Source organism: Cohnella pontilimi, assembly GCF_005049045.1.
Classification (GTDB): domain Bacteria; phylum Bacillota; class Bacilli; order Paenibacillales; family Paenibacillaceae; genus Cohnella; species Cohnella pontilimi.
Map to the genome: position 1 here is coordinate 300,409 of NZ_SUPK01000002.1, position 17,193 is coordinate 317,601.

Genomic DNA, 17,193 nt, shown 5'->3' on the forward strand with positions numbered 1-17,193 from the left:
GGGGCATGTTTTCGTTGTCGGTCCTGGGACGGAGGAGTCATGCACTTCGCCTCCACATTTCGACAAAATCTTCTTGAATTCTACATTTTGGGCAGGTATAATTTTCCACGACTATAGATAAAGGAGAGATTTCGTGTGGCTGCCTTTTTGCGAACCCTTTATTTTTCCGTTGTATTCATCCTCGCCTTCACGGTGATCGCTCCTGCGTTTGTCTTCGCGGAAGGAGAAAACGGCTCGAGCGGGTACGAATGGATAGAAGGCGCCGGGCAAACGGTGACAATGGCGGATATTGCAGAATTGAAACTGGATCCCGAGCTTGTGTATTTGGATGCCGAAAATACTCGTCGTTACTTGGATGAGAACGGTGAAATTTCTTCCGAATCGGACATCGGTTCCGTATATCCGAAAAACGCCGATTGGGCCGTGTTTTTCGAGTACAGCGAAGACGGCCATATTTCTGACGAGGAGAAAGACAAGATCGACGCCGATGCGTTGCTGGAAAGTTATAAGAAAGGAACGGAAGAACGCAACGCCAAGCTGGACAACCCGGCGGACCATTTGTTCGTCGACGGCTGGGAAAAGCCCCCGGCCTACAATGAAGGCAAACACGCGTTGACCTGGGCGCTGCGCGCGCACGACAACGCCAATCAGCCGATTATCAACTCCAATGTCCGGATTTTGACCCGGGTGGGCTACCTTTCCGTCGTACTTGTAACCGACCCCGCACATTTGAACGAGGACAGCGCCTCGATGGAGAAGCTGGTGCTCAGCACATTCTCGACCAAAGCGGGTCAGCGTTATGAGGACTTCGACGCGAAGAGCGACAAGAAGGCGAAGTACGGACTGACCGGCCTGATTCTAGGCGGCGCGGGTCTGGCAGTGGCCAAAAAAGCCGGACTTCTCGCGCTGCTCGCGGTCGGCCTCAAAAAATTCTGGTTTCTCATCGTGGCGGCGGGAGCACCTTTGTGGAAATTTTTGAAAGGCAGAAGAGGACAGAAGCTGACGGCAGCCAAGGAACCGAGAGATTGGGAGCGATCGTCCCAAGCGTTCGCCGAATCGGACAAGCGACAAGCGGAAGCGCATGAGGAAATCGCAGCCGCGGCAGCCGAAGAGGAACCGAAGAAAGCGGAATAACACAAAACGAAGGGCCTGTCCTCTCTGATGAGGGCAGGCCCTTATGCATCGGGTCGAACGTTCATCTTCGCTCAGGCAATGTACAACAAATCTTCCAGCATCGTGACGAGCCGGGATTTCATGCGGCTCAACTGCTCAATAGCCCGTTTTTTCGTCTTTTCGCTCTCGATGGACCAAGGAAGTCCAGCGAAGGTGTCGAAGGTTCGCTTCATTTCTTCGATTTCATGCTGATATTGTGAATGCCGGTCGTACTTGCTTACCCGGTACAGCAAGTCGCCGTTGGCGGATAACAACAATTCGATGGCGTGATTCATGGCGGCTCTCTCTCCTTCTATGTTCATCCGAGCGGACGCTCGGGTTTCATTGCCTTCCATTACCCCGGATTGCGGCCTTGAAAACGAAAAAAGCGGCAGCCGAATGCTCGGACTGCCGCTTGAACGTTATACCGGGGTTGGAGTTAGACGCCGAATGACCGGGGATCGCTGCGCCACGATTGCAGAAGCTCTACATCTTCGTTCCGAATCGTGCCCCGTGCCAGTGCGGTTTGAATCAGCGCACTGTAATTGGACAAGGTGGATAAGGGTACGTTCTCCGCATCGAACGCTTCCGCCGCTTGGTCGAATTGGTAAGTGAAGATCGCGATCACGCCCTGCACGGCACAGCCGGCGTCCCGCACCGCAACGGCCGCTTTCAGCGAACTTCCGCCGGTCGAGATGAGGTCTTCGATGAGCACGACTTTTTGACCCGGCTTGAAGTGGCCTTCGATCTGATTCGTTTTGCCGTGCCCTTTGGCCTTATCACGCACGTAGAGCATCGGCAGGTTCAGTTTCTCCGCCACCCAAGCTGCATGGGGGATTCCGCCCGTCGCGATGCCCGCGACTGCTTCGCAATCCGGGAACTGCCGGCGGATGAGCGTCGCGAATCCTTCGGCAATCGTGTTCCGGACTTTCGGATAACTCATCGTCAAGCGGTTGTCGCAGTAGATCGGGGATTTGATCCCGGACGTCCAGGTAAACGGCTCGTGCGGCCTTAAGGAAACGGCGCCGATGTCGAGCAAATGGCCGGCGATCGTGTCCGGCAGCTGTTCCAGGTTAACGGGGTTCGTGCTCATGCTCCGGTCATCTCCTTCAAAATGGTTTCAAACGCTTCTCTCGGATCCGGGGCACCGGTAATGGGCCGCCCGATGACGAGGAAGTCGGTGCCGCCTTCCACTGCGATCCTCGGGGTTGAGATCCGCGACTGGTCGCCGGCTTCCGAGCCGAGGGGGCGAATGCCCGGCGTCACGGTGAGAAAATCCGCTCCGCAGGCGGCTTTAATCGCACGCACTTCAAGCGGCGAGGCGACGACGCCGCTCAGCCCGGCCTCCCGGGCAAGCCGCGCATAATGAACGACGGTGTCTTCGATGGAGCCGGGAATGCCGATCTCCTTGTTGAGCGTCTCTCGCGTCGTGCTGGTCAGCTGCGTCACGGCAATGACGAGCGGCACCCGCTCCGCAACGCCTTCGGAGACGGCCTCCTCGGCGCCCTCCACGGCGGCGTTCATCATCGCCAGTCCGCCTGCCGCATGCACGTTGAACAGGTCCGCGCCAAGACGTGCAATGCTTCGGGCTCCCCCGCGAACCGTGTTCGGGATGTCGTGCATTTTCACGTCGAGAAATACTTTGAACCCACGGGTCTTCAGCTCCTGAACGACTGACGGACCGGCGGCGTAAAACAGTTCCATGCCCACCTTCATCCAGCAGCCGGTGTCCGCCAGTTGATCGGCCAATCGCAGCGCCGCCTCGGCTTCGGGCTTGTCCAAGGCCACCATGACTTTGGCCCCCGCTTGCCGCAATGATAATTCCTTCATGCTCCACACTCCTCTTCGGCAATAATGGCATACGCATGTGGAAGCCCGATCCCCTCCGCGGAGGAAGGACCGGGCTTGTGGTGTTCGGTTAAGCTTGGAACGCCGGCATCGGCGCGCTAGAGAAACGCAGCGCTTCGAGCATATGAAGAAGCGCACGAACCGTATCGAGCGACGTGAGGCAGACGACGCCGTTCTCAACAGCTTCCCGGCGGATACGGAAACCGTCACGCTCCGGCGCTTTACCCTTCGTCAGCGTGTTGACAACGAATTGTGCCTGACCCGTGCGGATCAAGTCGACGATATTCGGCGACCCTTCCGACAGCTTGTTGACTCGGCGAACTTTCATTCCCGCCGCTTCCAGTGCGTCCGCGGTTCCCCCGGTTGCGATCAGCTTATAGCCGAGACGGTAGAAGCCTTTCAGAATCGCGATCGCTTCTTCCTTATCTTTGTCCGCTACGGTGGCGATAATCGAGCCTCCGGTCGGAATTTTCATGCCGGAACCGATCAAGCCTTTATACAAAGCTTTGGCATAATGGCGGTCGCGTCCCATTACTTCGCCGGTCGACTTCATTTCCGGCGTTAAGGTCGGATCCACCCGGCGAAGCTTGGCAAACGAGAATACCGGAACTTTCACGGCTACATACTCATTTTCCGGCCACAGGCCTTCCGTATATCCGAGCTCGCTCAGTTTCTTCCCGAGAATGGCCTGTGTGGCCAAGTTGGCCATCGGGACGCTGGTCACCTTCGAAAGAAAAGGCACGGTCCGGGAAGAACGAGGGTTGACCTCGATGACAAACACCTGATCGTTCCACACGACGAACTGGATGTTGACCAATCCGACCGTTTTCAGCTCTTTCGCGATTTTAATCGTAATGTCGACGGCTTGTTTCTTAATGTCTTCGGACAGCGACTGCGGCGGATACACCGCGATCGAGTCGCCGGAATGGACGCCCGCCCGTTCGACATGCTCCATGATGCCGGGAATGAGCACCGTTTCGCCGTCGCAGATGGCGTCGACTTCAATCTCCTTGCCCAGCATATAGCGGTCGATCAGCACCGGATGCTCCGGATTGATTTGGACCGCTTCTTTCATGTAAGCCAGCAGCTCTTCGTCGGAGTAGACGATTTCCATCGCGCGGCCGCCCAGCACGTAGGAAGGACGAACGAGCACGGGGTAGCCGAGCTGCTGCGCCGTGCCTACCGCTTCGTCGACGGTCGTCACGGTGCTGCCTTTCGGTTGTGCGATATTCAGCTTGCGAAGCAGCGCTTCGCATTTTTTGCGGTCCTCCGCTTCGTCGATGCTTTCGAGCGAGGTGCCGAGAATGCGGACTCCGGCCCGCGCCAGAGGAGCAGCGAGATTAATCGCCGTCTGGCCGCCGAATTGGACGATGACGCCGATCGGCTTCTCCTGCTCGATGACGTTCATGACGTCCTCGAAGAACAGCGGCTCGAAGTACAGGCGGTCCGATGTGTTGAAATCGGTGGACACCGTCTCCGGATTATTGTTGATGATGACCGCTTCATAGCCGGCGTTGCGGATCGCCCAGACGGCATGCACGGTGGAGTAGTCGAATTCGATACCCTGCCCGATCCGGATCGGTCCGGAGCCGAGTACGATGATCTTCTGCTTGTCGCTCGGCAGCACTTCATTTTCGGTCTCGTAAGTCGAATAGTAGTACGGCGTAGAGGCTTCGAATTCAGCCGCGCAGGTGTCGACCATTTTGTAGACGGGTATGAAGCCTTGCTGCAGGCGATATTGGCGCACGTCCTGTTCCTTCGTCATCGCCGCCGACGCGCCTTGGCCTTCCTTGCGCAGTTCGGCGATCGCGCGGTCAGTAAACCCGAGCCGCTTGGCGGCATAGAGCGTTTCGCGGGTCAGTCCAGGTTCGCGGCGAATCTCGTCTTCAAACCGGACGATGCGGTCGATCTTATCGAGGAACCACCAGTCGATGTTCGTGATGTCCTGGATTTGCTGCAGTGCCCAGCCGCGCCGGAAAGCTTCGGCGACAAGGAACAACCGCTCGTCGTCCGCTTTGGCCAGCCGTGCCGTGAGCGTCTCGCCGTCGATCTCGGCCGCGCCTTTCAGCAACAGGCGGTGAACGCCGATTTCGAGCGAGCGGACCGCTTTCTGAATCGATTCTTCGAACGTGCGGCCGATCGCCATCACTTCGCCGGTCGCCTTCATTTGCGTACCCAGCTTGCGGTTGGCGGCGGTGAACTTGTCGAACGGCCAGCGCGGAATTTTCGTCACGATATAGTCGAGCGTCGGCTCGAAGCAAGCGTAAGTTTGACCCGTAACCGGGTTGACGATTTCGTCGAGCGTGTAGCCGACGGCGATTTTGGCCGCCATTTTGGCGATCGGGTAACCGGTCGCCTTGGACGCGAGCGCCGAAGATCGGCTCACCCGCGGGTTGACTTCAATGACGTAATATTGATAGCTTTGCGGATCCAGCGCGAACTGCACGTTGCAGCCGCCTTCGATGTTCAGCGCACGGATGATTTTCAAAGAAGCCGAGCGCAGCATTTGATATTCCCGGTCGGACAGCGTCTGGCTCGGCGCCACGACGATGCTGTCTCCGGTATGCACGCCGACGGGATCAAGGTTCTCCATGTTGCAGACGACGATGCAGTTGTCGTTGGCGTCGCGCATCACTTCGTACTCGACTTCCTTCATGCCGGCGATCGATTTCTCGATCAGACATTGCCCGATCGGGCTGTAGCGGATCCCGTTAGCGACAATCTCGCGCAGCTCTTCTTCGCTGCCGGCGATGCCGCCGCCCGTGCCGCCCAGCGTGTACGCCGGACGCACGATGACCGGATAACCGATCGAATCCGCGAAATCGACGGCTTCCTGAACGCTCGTCACGATCGCGCTTTCCGGTACCGGCTGCTCCAGCTCACGCATCAATTCCCGGAACAAGTCGCGGTCTTCGGCTTGTTCAATCGCGTTAAGCTGCGTTCCGAGCAGCTTAACGCCTTCCTGCTCCAGCACGCCGGCACGTGCGAGTTCAACGGCCATGTTCAGGCCGGTTTGGCCGCCGAGCGTCGGCAGTAAGCCGTCCGGACGTTCCTGGCGGATAATTTGCGAGACGAACTCGAGATTGATCGGTTCGATGTAGACTTTGTCGGCCATGTTCGTGTCGGTCATGATGGTGGCCGGGTTGCTGTTGATCAGCACGACCTCCAGGCCTTCTTCTTTCAGGGCCTGGCAGGCCTGCGTGCCCGCGTAATCGAATTCCGCCGCTTGGCCGATGACGATCGGGCCGGAGCCGATGACGAGAATTTTTTTGAGTTCTTTATTTTTGGGCATAGTGCAATTCTCCTCTCAGCGACTCCGCCAAGACCGCTTGACGCGGCCGTTCGGGGTTAAGGCGTTTATGTTCCCGTATCATATCTAGGAAACGATCGAATAAATAGCTGTTGTCAAAAGGACCCGGGGCGGCTTCCGGATGATACTGGACCGAAAAGGCCGGATACCGTTTGTGTTTCAGCCCTTCGATCGTTTTGTCGTTGTTGTTGATGTGCGTCACTTCGAGCTCCGTACCGGCGACGGACTCTTCCTTCACCGTATAACCGTGGTTCTGGGAAGTGATGTAGCAGCGGCCGGATTCCAGCTCCTTCACCGGATGGTTGCCGCCGCGGTGGCCGAATTTCAGCTTCTCCGTGTCCGCGCCGCAGGCGAGGGCGAATAGTTGATGGCCGAGGCAGATGCCGAAAATCGGATATTCGCCCAGCAGTTCGCGCAGCGTGCGGACCGCGTGGGGAACGTCTTTCGGATCCCCGGGGCCGTTGGACAGCTGAATGCCGTCCGGATGGAGGCGGCGGATTTCGTCGGCCGTCGTGTTATGCGGTACGACAACCACATCGCATCCGCGTTTGGTGAGTTCGCGCAAAATGCCGCTTTTGGCGCCGTAATCGATGAGCACGATCCGCTCCCGTTCCCCGGGACTCGAGAACACGTGCGGCGTTGACGTACGGGCAACCTGATCCCGCATCAACGGCGCGGCGCCGAGCCGTTCACGCAGCTCTTCGGCCCGCTCATTGCCCGTCGTCAGTAACCCCCTCATCGTGCCATGCTGACGAATGATTCTGGTCAGCATCCGGGTATCAATATCGCTGATCCCAACGATTCCATATTCCTTCAGCAAGTGATCCAGCGTGTACTGCGCGCGCCAGTTGCTCGGCACCGGCTCGTGACGGCGCACGACAAAACCGTGGATGTACGGCCGGATGGACTCGAAATCGTCACGGGTAATTCCGTAGTTGCCGATCAAGGGGAACGTCATCGTCACGATCTGGCCGCAGTAGGACGGATCGGAGAGCACTTCCTGATAACCGGTAATCCCGGTGTTGAATACGACTTCTCCTACCGATGCGCCCTGCGCCCCGAATGCGAGTCCGGTGAACAACGTGCCGTCTTCGAGCAACAATCTTGCTTGTGCCTGCATCTTTCGGTCACTCCCCTTGTTTAGCGTGCGATGCCTTTGTGCTGCGTCCAAACGACTTGGCCTTCCACCATGGTCAGTAACGGCCAGCCGTATAATTTCCAACCCTTAAACGGGGTGTTCCGCCCTTTGCTCAGGAACGACCCGGGGTCTACTGCCTGTTCACTCTCGAGATCGATCAGCGTCAAATCTGCCGGAGCGCCAGGCTCCAGCGTCCCATAAGGGAGCTCGAACACCCGTGCTGGATCCTTCGTCATGCGCCGGAGCAGGAAGTCCAGCGTCCAGCGTCCGGTCCGGACGAATTTCGTATACAGCAGAGGGAACGCAGTCTCAAAGCCCACGATACCGAAAGGCGCCCTTTCCATCCCCTTGGCTTTCTCTTCCTCGCTGTGAGGCGCGTGGTCGGTTACGATCATGTCGATCGTTCCGTCCTCCAGCCCTTGAATGCAGGCTTCCACGTCGCGGGGAGTCCGGAGGGGCGGGTTCATTTTCCAGTTGGCATCCATCGAATCCGGAATGTCTTCGTCGCACAGCACCAGATGGTGCGGACATACTTCGGCGGTGACGTTGACGCCGACCGATTTGCCGAGACGGATGAGCCGCACCGATTGCTCGGTGCTCACATGGCACACATGATAGTGGACACCTGTCGCCTCGGCGAGCAAAATGTCACGTCCCACATGAATCGCCTCGGACTCGTTCGGAATGCCCTTCAATCCGTGGCGTCTGGCGAATTCGCCATCCGTGACGGCAGCACCTTCGACCAGCGAGTTGTCCTCACAGTGGGCGATAACCGGCAGGCCGAGCGATCGGGCCAGCGCCATCGCGTCCTTCATCATTTGCGCGTTTTGCACGCCGACGCCGTCGTCCGTAAACCCGATCGCGCCCGCTTCTTTGAGCCCGGCAAAATCCGTAAGCTCGCGGCCCAACTCATTTTTGGTAATTGCCGCATACGGGAGCACCCGTACGACGCCTTCCGCCGCAGCCTTCTCCCGCACGAACTTTACCGTTTCCGGCGTATCCGTCACCGGCCGGGTGTTGGGCATCGGCGCGATCGTGGTGAATCCGCCTTTGGCCGCCGACTCGGTTCCGCTCCGGATCGTCTCCTTGTATTCAAATCCCGGCTCCCGCAAGTGCACGTGCATATCGATGAAACCGGGAGAAATGAGCTTGCCTTCCGCATCGATGACCTCGCAGCCTTCCGTGTCCGGAGACTCGCCTCCGTCCAGCCACAACGCCACTTTGCCTTGCGCCACTTTCAAATGTTTCTTATGCAGCGATCCCGTTTCCGGGTCGATTGCCAACGCGTTCGTAATCCATGTCTCCATACCAAGCTGCGCCTCCTCTGCCCGACTTGATTACGTACTTGACGCGACTTGATGTCTTGATCGTATCGGTGTATTTTTATTCACTATATTGTATACCTTATACCTCGTCTTGTCACTCACTCAGCCCGAAAATTCACAATATCGTATATTCATTCACAGACGTGTGCACAGTCTTTGTTACTCTTGCGGCTGACCGGGGTGCAAAATGCTCACGTGATCTTCGCCCTGGTCGATTTCCCGCAGCGAGACGCGAATTTGCTCATGCCGCGCGGTCGGGACGTTTTTGCCGACATAATCGGGGCGGATCGGCAGTTCCCGGTGCCCCCGGTCCACCAGCACGGCCAGTTGAATGGATTGCGGCCGGCCGTGATCCATCAGCGCGTCCATCGCCGCCCGGATCGTTCGGCCCGTGTATAATACGTCGTCGAACAAAATAATCCGCTTGTCCCGGGTGGAGAACGGAAGCTCCGCCGCGTTGCTTCCCTCATCCGCCCCTGGCGCCAGACGGTCGTCCCGGTAACGGGTAATGTCCAGTTCGCCGACCTCTACAGGCACGCCTTCGATTTCCATAATCCGCTCCGCTACCCGTCTCGCCAAATAAATGCCGCGAGTACGAATGCCGACCAGCACCACGTCTTCGATGCCTTTGTTTTTCTCGAGCATTTCATGGGCAATGCGGGTCAGTGCCCGGCGGATCGCCGATTCATCCATGATCACCCGGATATCCTCCATCACAAGTCCTCCTTTTCCGTATTTCCCCTGGTACATGACACAACAAAAAACCTCCTTGCGTGAATGCAAGGAGGTGAATCGCACTTGGTCATACCTCGGCACATGGGCAGGACATACCCTTACGGTTATGACATTGGCCCTTCAGCCGGGTAATGAATGCGTTGCGCCACCTTGCCAGTCTCACGGGACTGAATTAAAGGTCGGTTCGTTACACGAATTATCCCATTCCTCGACACGGCCTGTCAAGAACGGTTATCCAATTGGATTAAAATTCAAACTCTACATCCGTCAGCCGCCGCTTGATTTCCTCGATGACACGGCGCTCTTCCGCTTCACCTTTGGCGATGAACGTAACGGAGAACCGCACGAACGGACCGGCGTCATCCCACGGTACGGTGGAAATGAGCTTTTCGCGGATCAAGTATTGGGAGAACTCTTCACCGGATGCGAACCGCTGTCCGCCTTGAATGCCTCTAGGCGCTTGTACATAAAGGAAGAACGAACCTTTCGGTTTCTCGGCTTTGAAGCCGATTTCGTTCAAGGCAGCGACCAGCAGGTTGTGGCGGCGGGAATATTTCTCGGAAATCGCCTCGGTAATCTCCGGGTGAGCAAGACCATAAGCTGCAGCTTTCTGGATCGCGATGAACTGGCCGGAATCGCTGTTGTCCTTCACGTCGCCGAACGCTTTCACGATCAGCGGGTTGCCGGCGATGAAGCCGATCCGCCAGCCGGTCATATTATAGGACTTGGACAACGAATGCAGCTCCACGCCCACGTCCTTCGCGCCGGGAACGGACAAGAAGCTCAGCGGCTTCGCACCGTCGTAAGTCAATGCGGCGTAAGGCGCGTCATGCACGACGACGACGTTGTATTTTTTTGCCCATTCGACGACTTTGGCGAAAAATTCGGGCGTTGCCGCCGCCCCGGTCGGGTTATTCGGATAGTTCAGATAAAGCAGCTTGGCGCGGCGCGCAATCGTTTCCGGAATCGCGTCGAGATCCGGCAGGAAGTTGTTTACTTGGGTCAGCTTCACATTGTACACTTCGCCGCCGTAATACTTGGTGTGCGTGCCCAGGACCGGGTATCCCGGGACCGTCAAAATGGCAATATCGCCCGGGTTGATAAATACAGCAGGCAGCATAGCCAGCGCGGGCTTGGCGCCGATCGTGTGCAGCACTTCGGTGTCCGCGTCGATGCCGTCCACGTGAAACACTTCTTTCAAATAACGGGCGGCAGCGGCTTTGAACTCCGGAATCCCGTTGTCGGCGTATCCGCGGTTTTCCGGTTTAGTCGCCTCTTCGGCCAGCTTGGCAACAATGCCGGCGTCCGCCATTTCGTCCGGCTCGCCGACACCCATGTCGATCAGCTCGACGTCGGGAAACGCTTTTCTTGCTGCGGCTTTGGCCCGTTTGATTTTTTCAAATTTATAAATGTTCGTATCCTTGCCGTATTCGGCACCGCCGATACGGGCGGCGAACTGCTCCTGGATGTAAGTCGATTGGTACTTTTCCACACTCACGGATCGGACAACTCCTTCGGTTCCTCGTACTCCCTAATATGCCTCAGGGGCAAGTGAACCGCCATGGATTTTCACGCCGATCATTTGCAGAAATTACAGTCGGCAGCCCCATGGAAAAACTCGTCAGCGGGTGCGCAATATGTTCAAAGCGTGCTCCATATCGGCGGGAATCGGCACTTCGAATTCCATCTCTTTCCCCGTACGGGGATGCACAAATCCGAGCACGCCGGCATGGAGCGCTTGGCCGCTCATGCCGAGCGTGCGCCCGGCTCTTCCTCCGTAGACAGGGTCCCCTACCAGCGGATGGCCGATGTACTTCATATGGACACGGATTTGATGCGTCCTGCCCGTTTCCAACTTCAATTCCACGAGTGTGTAATCGTCGAAACGCTCCGTGACCGCAAAATGCGTTACGGCCCTCTTCCCGCCTTTATCGGTTACAGTAAACAGCTTGCGGTCGTGCGGATCTCGTCCGAGCGGGGCGTCGATCGTTCCGCGGTCATGCGGGAGCACGCCGTACACAAGCGCCGAATAACGGCGGTTTACCGTATGGGCCTTTAATTGCTCCGCCAGCGATATGTGTGCCAAGTCGTTCTTGGCGGCCATGAGCAGGCCGGACGTGTCTTTATCGATCCGGTGCACGATACCCGGCCGCTTAACGCCGTTGATGCCGGACAGATCCTTGCAGTGATACAGCAAGGCGTTGACCACCGTGCCGGACGAATGACCGACGGCCGGATGCACGACCATGCCGCGCGGTTTGTTGATGACAATCACATCTTGGTCCTCGTACACGATATCCAGCGGAATATTTTCCGGAATCGCCTCCAGAGGCTCCGGCTCCGGGATTTCAACGACGATGCTGTCGCCTTCCTGCACCTTCGCGTTCGCTTTCACCGCTTGGCCGTTGACGGTCACCGCACCTGTGCGGATCCACTCCTGAACTTGAGAACGGGAGACGCTAAGCTCCGCGAGTGCGTCCGTCACATGCTTGTCCGCACGTTCTCCCGCTTGCCCGGTCGAAACGATCCATTCCAGCAGCCCGTCTCCGTCCTCGCGAGCCAAGGCGTCCGGCACTTCAGACGGTTTGTTGTTCTTCCCGGTTTGATTCTCCGTTGTCATTGGTATGCTTCTCCTGTTTGGACGATAGCACGGAATCCAGGATGACGAGCGCCACTCCTACGCAGATGCCGGTATCGGCCAGATTAAAGATCGGAAACGTATAGCTTCCGAAATTGAATTGCAAAAAGTCCACCACTTCCCCGTGTAAAGCGCGGTCCAGGAAGTTGCCGACGGCTCCGCCCAGGATCATCGCGAGCGAAATCATGAGCAGCGGACGCCCGGAACGATACGAGTGTTGAAAATACCAAATGATGGCGGAGACCACTGCGATGGTGATCGCAAGAAAGAACAAGCGCTGCTCCTGCAGAATGCCGAATGCGGCTCCGCGGTTGCGAATGGAAGTTAGGATGAAGAAATTGCCGATTACTTCAATCCGTTCATTCAGCTCCATCGTGCGCTCGACGATCTTTTTGGTGAAGAAATCGATCAAAAATACGGCAGCTGCCACCGCATAATAAGCCCACAGAGGCCAAACTCGTCGTTGCATCGGTTTTTTTCCGCCCTCTCTGCCAGTTTTCCAACGTGCCCATTTTATCATATTGCCGGAACAAGCGTCCATGAAGGGATGCAAAATGCGACAGAAATGGCCGCACTTGCCCTCACCGCCCGCATGTAAAACAGGGACAGGGGGAGAAAACTAGGGGATAGCACGCGAAGGAGGGGACCGTGATGAACCAACCGCTGAACGAGGAGCGCATCCAAGCTTTGCGCCGGCGGCTGCTGCAGGAACAGAGCGAACTGGAAGAGCGCATGCGCCGAAACGATCATTATCAGCTTTCCACGACGCTCCGCGAATCGATCGACGAGCTGTCCGCTTATGACAACCACCCGGGCGATTTGGGCACCGAAACGTACGAGCGCAGCAAAGATTTGGCGCTGCTCGAGAAGGACGCTTTCCGCATGCTCAGAATCAGCGCCGCCCTGGAACGGATGGATACGGGAGAATACGGACGCTGCAAGGAATGCGGCAAATTTATTCCGCTGGAACGACTCGAGGCGATGCCCAGCGCGGACCACTGCGTGGAGCATGAGCCGCGTCAAGACGTTTCGCTGCGCCGTCCGATCGAAGAGTTCATCCTCTGGAAGCCTTTCGGACGGACCGACAAGGACGAAGAGTCGTTCACCGGTTTCGACGGCGAGGATGCTTGGCAAATCGTTTCCTCCTGGGGGAATTCCAACAGCCCGGCGATGTCCGAAAACAACCACGTCGAAGATTACGATTCGATGCACATCGAATCCGGAGAGAACGAAGGATTCGTGGAAGCGATCGAGAGCTTCTTGGCGACCGATATTACGGGCAGCCGTGTCTCGGTCGTTCGGAACCGCGAATATTATCGTTACTTGGATGGTCAGGAAGGCGACCATATGCTGGAGCCGGACGAGCTGGAGTACGAACGATAAACCGGGTCTAATACGGCCTGATCTCCAGCTGGCGATACACGATCCTTACAATGTCGGCGATGTAATCCCCGACGATCGGGAGATTCAGCTTGCCCAGCATTTGCAGCAGCCACACAATCGTGGCGGCGAAAAACGTAAATCCGATCGCGATTCCGACGCCCCTAGCCGTTCCATACAGAATATTCCGCAGGATCAGCTTCCAAGGATGCACCGTCAATTCCGCATACTCGTGCAGCCGCGCTTTCTCAATGACAAGGGCAAAGTTCTCGATTTTGTCGGATAAACGGCTGACAATACGGGTCACGTGATCGTCGGTTTCGGAATCGCTCATGGGCGTGCACCTCCGTAAGAAAAACGAGCTCCCGCCTGAGGATCGGCCTTGTGCAGGCCGGCCTCCGCGGACGGAGCTCGTCTTTTCGTGTTGGCTCTTATTTGGTTTGCGCGTTCCGTGCGTAAATTATGCTTGCGTGGAGATCTTCAAACCGATTTCGCGGTCTCCCGCCTGCAGTCTTTCCATACCTTCCGCTTTGCCGTATGACACTTCGTTAACCAGCACGTTCTCTCTCAACACCTGCGGGAATGCGCGCAGCGCGGCTTCCGTTTCGGCGTCGACGTCGAGCAGCAGATTCACGCGCAGCTCAATCGGCAGGTTCATTTTTTTGCGGGTATCCTGAACGGCCCGGATCACTTCCCGAACCAAACCCTCTTGTTCCAGCTCCGGAGTGATTTCCGTATTCAGCGCGACGGTAATGCCGCTGCCGGATGCGGACGCGAAGCCTGATTTGGCTTCCTTCTCCACCAGAAGCTCTTCCAGCGGAATTTCGAGCGCCTCACCGTCCGGAGAAGTGAACGATAATACGCCCCGCTCCACCACGCCGCGCGCTTGTTCCGCCGTCAGCGATTTCAGTGACTGCTGGATCGGCCCGACGTTTTTGCCGTATTTTTTGCCGCCGATCTTCAGATTCAGCTTCAGGTTAAAGGTCACGAACCCGCTCTCGTCGGACACCCGGTTAATGCGCTTCACATTGATTTCGTCCATGACGATGTCCTCGTAACCGGCAAGATCGAAATCGCCGGAAAGCGATACGAGAAGCTCGGACAACGGTTGGCGTGTCTTGATGCCGGATTCGTTGCGCACGTTGCGGGCCAGCTCCACCACCGCGCGGACGGCCGCCATGTCCCGTTCCAGCCCAGGGTCGATCGCCGATACGTCCGGTGTCGGGAAATCCGCCAAATGCACGCTTCCTTCTCCGTTCAAATTGCCATAAATATCTTCCGCTACGAACGGGATATAGGGAGCAATCATGCGGGACAAGTTCAGCAGTACATCCCGGAGCGTGTGGTAGGCCGCCACTTTGTCGGCGCTCAGTCCGCTGCCCCAGAAACGATCGCGCGAGCGGCGTACGTACCAGTTCGATAATTCGTCGATAAATTGTTCGATGGCTCTGGCCGGATTTAGGAAATCGTTGGCGTCGAGACCGTTTTTCACTTCTCCGGCAAGCGTGCTCAACCGTGACAAAATCCAGCGGTCCAGCTTGTTGCCTGTGCCTTTGTTCGGATGCTCCGCAGGGTTGAACCCGTCGATGTCGGCATACAACGCGTAGAACGCATGGGTGTTCACCAACGTATCGATCACTTTGGACTTCGCTTCGGCCACGATGCCTTTGGAGAAACGTTTGCTGTTCCAAGGCGCGCTGTCCGCCAGCAGCGCCCAGCGGAACGCGTCCGTTCCGAATTCGTTGATAATCTCCCAAGGGTCGATGACGTTCCCTTTGGATTTGCTCATTTTTTGGCCGTTCTCATCCAGCACGTGGCCGGTGGAGATGACCGATTTATAAGGCGCCTTCCCGTTGTACAGCGTCGATACCGCCAGCAGGCTGAAGAACCATCCCCGCGTCTGGTCGATGCCTTCGCAAATGAAGTCCGCCGGATATTGCTGGTGGAATTTCTCCTCATTTTCGAACGGATGATGATACTGCGCGAAAGGCATCGAGCCGCTGTCGAACCAGACGTCGATCACTTCCGGCGTCCGATTCATGGTACCGCCGCACTCGCAGCGAAGGTGAACTTCGTCGACGTACGGCTTGTGCAGCTCGAGGTCTTCGGGCACGCTGCCGACCGCCAGAGAGCGCAGCTCCGCGTGGCTGTGCGGAGCCTTCTCCTTGCCGCAGCTTTCGCAAACCCAGACGTTCAGCGGCGTTCCCCAATAACGGTTGCGGCTGATGTTCCAGTCCACCAAATCCTCGAGGAACTTGCCGAACCGGCCGTCGCGCAAATGCTCCGGATACCAAGCGATCGTCTTGTTGTTGGCGATCAGCTGATCTTTGACGGCCGTCGTGCGGATGAACCAGCTCTCGGTCGCATAATAGAGCAGCGGCGTTTTGCAGCGCCAGCAGAACGGATAGCTGTGCTCCACTTTTTCTTTGTGATACAGCAGACCGCGCTCCGAAAGCATTTTGACGATATCCACGTCGCAATCCTTCACGAAACGGCCCGCCAAATCCGTCACTTGGTCGGTGTACTTGCCTTGCCCGTTGACGACCATGAGCATCGGCAAGCCGTGGCGTTGAGCGGCTTTGTAGTCTTCGTCGCCGTGCGCCGGAGAAATGTGCACGATCCCGGTCCCGCTGGCATCCGTAACGTAGTCGGCGCCAATGACGCGGAAAGCGCCTTGCAGACCGTTGCCGTACGGGAACACCGGCTCGTAGCTCAAGCCCACAAGTTCCCGGCCTTTAACGGAGCCAATCGTCTCGTAATCGCCTTTGATCACTTTCTCAACGAGTGTACCCGCCAAAATATACGTTGCGCCGTCTTGGCGAACTTTCACATATTCGATCTCCGGGTTGACCGCCAGGCCGACGTTGGCCGGAAGCGTCCAAGGGGTCGTCGTCCAGGCCAGCATAAACTCGCCGGTGTCCTTTAAACGGAACTTGGCGGTTGCGGTAAGGTCCTTCACGTCTTCATAGCCTTGCGCCACTTCATGCGAGCTCAGCGTCGTTTGGCAATCGGGACAATAGGGGCTAACACGGTGACCGCGGTACAGCAGCCCTTTGTCGTGGATCGTCGCCAAAATGTGCCATACACTCTCGATGTAGTCATTTTTCAGCGTGATATACGGATCGTCCAAATCGGTCCAGTAGCCGATCGCTTCCGTCAATTCGCGCCACTGGCGCTCATATTCGAAGACGCTCTCTTTACATTTTTTGATGAACGGCTCAATGCCGTAATTCTCGATTTCTTGTTTGCCGGAAATACCGAGCTGCTTCTCGACGCCCAATTCGACCGGCAGACCGTGCGTGTCCCAGCCGGCTTTGCGGATGACGCGGTAGCCCGACATCGTTTTGTAGCGGCTGACGAAATCTTTGATGACGCGGCCGAGCACGTGCCCGATATGCGGCTTGCCGTTGGCCGTCGGAGGTCCTTCGTAAAAGACGAAATCAGGCTTTCCATTGCGGTTCTCGATCGACTGGCGGAACGTGTCCTCACGGTTCCATTGTTCCAAAACGCGCTGTTCGCGGGCTCTGGCCCGTTCTTTGACATCCACGCGGCGCATGGCAGTTTCAATCCTTTCAATTGGAAAATTAAAAAAGCCCCATCCCATGGAAGGGACGAGGCGTGCTCGCGGTACCACCCTTGTTCCGTTCTCGTCAGTCCAGGCGCACTT

Annotated in this window: 14 protein-coding genes and 1 other annotated feature (1 of these 15 only partly in view); of the genes, 2 read left to right on the forward strand and 12 right to left on the reverse strand. The window is 57.2% G+C overall.

What is annotated here, in order from left to right; genetic code table 11:
- Window positions 1-135 precede the first annotated feature (135 nt).
- Window positions 136-1,134, forward strand: coding sequence for a DUF2167 domain-containing protein (locus E5161_RS05500; protein ID WP_136776708.1), 999 nt, complete (start codon window positions 136-138; stop codon window positions 1,132-1,134).
- Between the two features lie 71 nt (window positions 1,135-1,205).
- Here the strand turns inward: E5161_RS05500 and E5161_RS05505 are convergent, their stop codons facing one another.
- The 10 genes from E5161_RS05505 to lspA form a co-directional block, all read right to left on the reverse strand.
- On the reverse strand, window positions 1,206-1,448 hold the full coding sequence (locus E5161_RS05505; RefSeq protein ID WP_136776709.1) for a hypothetical protein: 243 nt from the start codon (window positions 1,446-1,448) through the stop codon (window positions 1,206-1,208).
- Between the two features lie 143 nt (window positions 1,449-1,591).
- Window positions 1,592-2,245, reverse strand: coding sequence for an orotate phosphoribosyltransferase (pyrE, locus tag E5161_RS05510; protein WP_136776710.1), 654 nt, complete (start codon window positions 2,243-2,245; stop codon window positions 1,592-1,594).
- The gene (gene pyrF, locus E5161_RS05515) at window positions 2,242-2,982 is read right to left on the reverse strand and encodes an orotidine-5'-phosphate decarboxylase (RefSeq protein ID WP_136776711.1); all 741 of its coding nucleotides are present in this window, start codon (window positions 2,980-2,982) and stop codon (window positions 2,242-2,244) included. Before pyrF ends, pyrE begins: the two co-directional genes overlap by 4 nt.
- Window positions 2,983-3,070: 88 nt before the next feature.
- The gene (gene carB, locus E5161_RS05520) at window positions 3,071-6,292 is read right to left on the reverse strand and encodes a carbamoyl-phosphate synthase large subunit (RefSeq protein ID WP_136776712.1); all 3,222 of its coding nucleotides are present in this window, start codon (window positions 6,290-6,292) and stop codon (window positions 3,071-3,073) included.
- Window positions 6,279-7,430, reverse strand: coding sequence for a glutamine-hydrolyzing carbamoyl-phosphate synthase small subunit (gene carA / locus E5161_RS05525; RefSeq protein ID WP_136776713.1), 1,152 nt, complete (start codon window positions 7,428-7,430; stop codon window positions 6,279-6,281). Before carA ends, carB begins: the two co-directional genes overlap by 14 nt.
- Window positions 7,431-7,450: 20 nt before the next feature.
- Window positions 7,451-8,755, reverse strand: a complete 1,305-nt coding sequence (locus E5161_RS05530) for a dihydroorotase (RefSeq protein WP_136776714.1) — start codon at window positions 8,753-8,755, stop codon at window positions 7,451-7,453.
- A gap of 177 nt (window positions 8,756-8,932) precedes the next feature.
- A complete protein-coding gene (gene pyrR / locus E5161_RS05535) occupies window positions 8,933-9,490 on the reverse strand; it encodes a bifunctional pyr operon transcriptional regulator/uracil phosphoribosyltransferase PyrR (RefSeq protein WP_425456460.1) in 558 nt (185 codons plus the stop codon).
- A 262-nt stretch (window positions 9,491-9,752) separates the two neighbouring features.
- Window positions 9,753-11,006 (reverse strand): LL-diaminopimelate aminotransferase, encoded by a 1,254-nt coding sequence (locus E5161_RS05540; RefSeq protein ID WP_136776716.1) that lies wholly within the window; start codon window positions 11,004-11,006, stop codon window positions 9,753-9,755.
- A gap of 123 nt (window positions 11,007-11,129) precedes the next feature.
- On the reverse strand, window positions 11,130-12,128 hold the full coding sequence (locus tag E5161_RS05545; protein ID WP_136776717.1) for an RluA family pseudouridine synthase: 999 nt from the start codon (window positions 12,126-12,128) through the stop codon (window positions 11,130-11,132).
- Window positions 12,085-12,615 (reverse strand): signal peptidase II, encoded by a 531-nt coding sequence (gene lspA, locus E5161_RS05550; RefSeq protein WP_136776718.1) that lies wholly within the window; start codon window positions 12,613-12,615, stop codon window positions 12,085-12,087. Before lspA ends, E5161_RS05545 begins: the two co-directional genes overlap by 44 nt.
- Before the next feature lie 182 nt (window positions 12,616-12,797).
- Between lspA and E5161_RS05555 the strand changes: the two genes are divergently transcribed.
- Complete coding sequence (locus tag E5161_RS05555; protein ID WP_136776719.1) at window positions 12,798-13,529, forward strand: TraR/DksA C4-type zinc finger protein; 732 nt, start codon at window positions 12,798-12,800, stop codon at window positions 13,527-13,529.
- 7 nt (window positions 13,530-13,536) lie between these two features.
- Here the strand turns inward: E5161_RS05555 and E5161_RS05560 are convergent, their stop codons facing one another.
- Complete coding sequence (locus E5161_RS05560; RefSeq protein ID WP_136776720.1) at window positions 13,537-13,860, reverse strand: DUF5665 domain-containing protein; 324 nt, start codon at window positions 13,858-13,860, stop codon at window positions 13,537-13,539.
- 126 nt (window positions 13,861-13,986) lie between these two features.
- Window positions 13,987-17,082 carry an isoleucine--tRNA ligase gene (ileS, locus tag E5161_RS05565; protein WP_136776721.1) on the reverse strand — a complete coding sequence of 1,032 codons (3,096 nt, stop codon included), beginning with the start codon at window positions 17,080-17,082 and terminating at the stop codon, window positions 13,987-13,989.
- A 48-nt stretch (window positions 17,083-17,130) separates the two neighbouring features.
- Window positions 17,131-17,193, reverse strand: a binding site (T-box leader) (it continues 205 nt past the right edge of the window).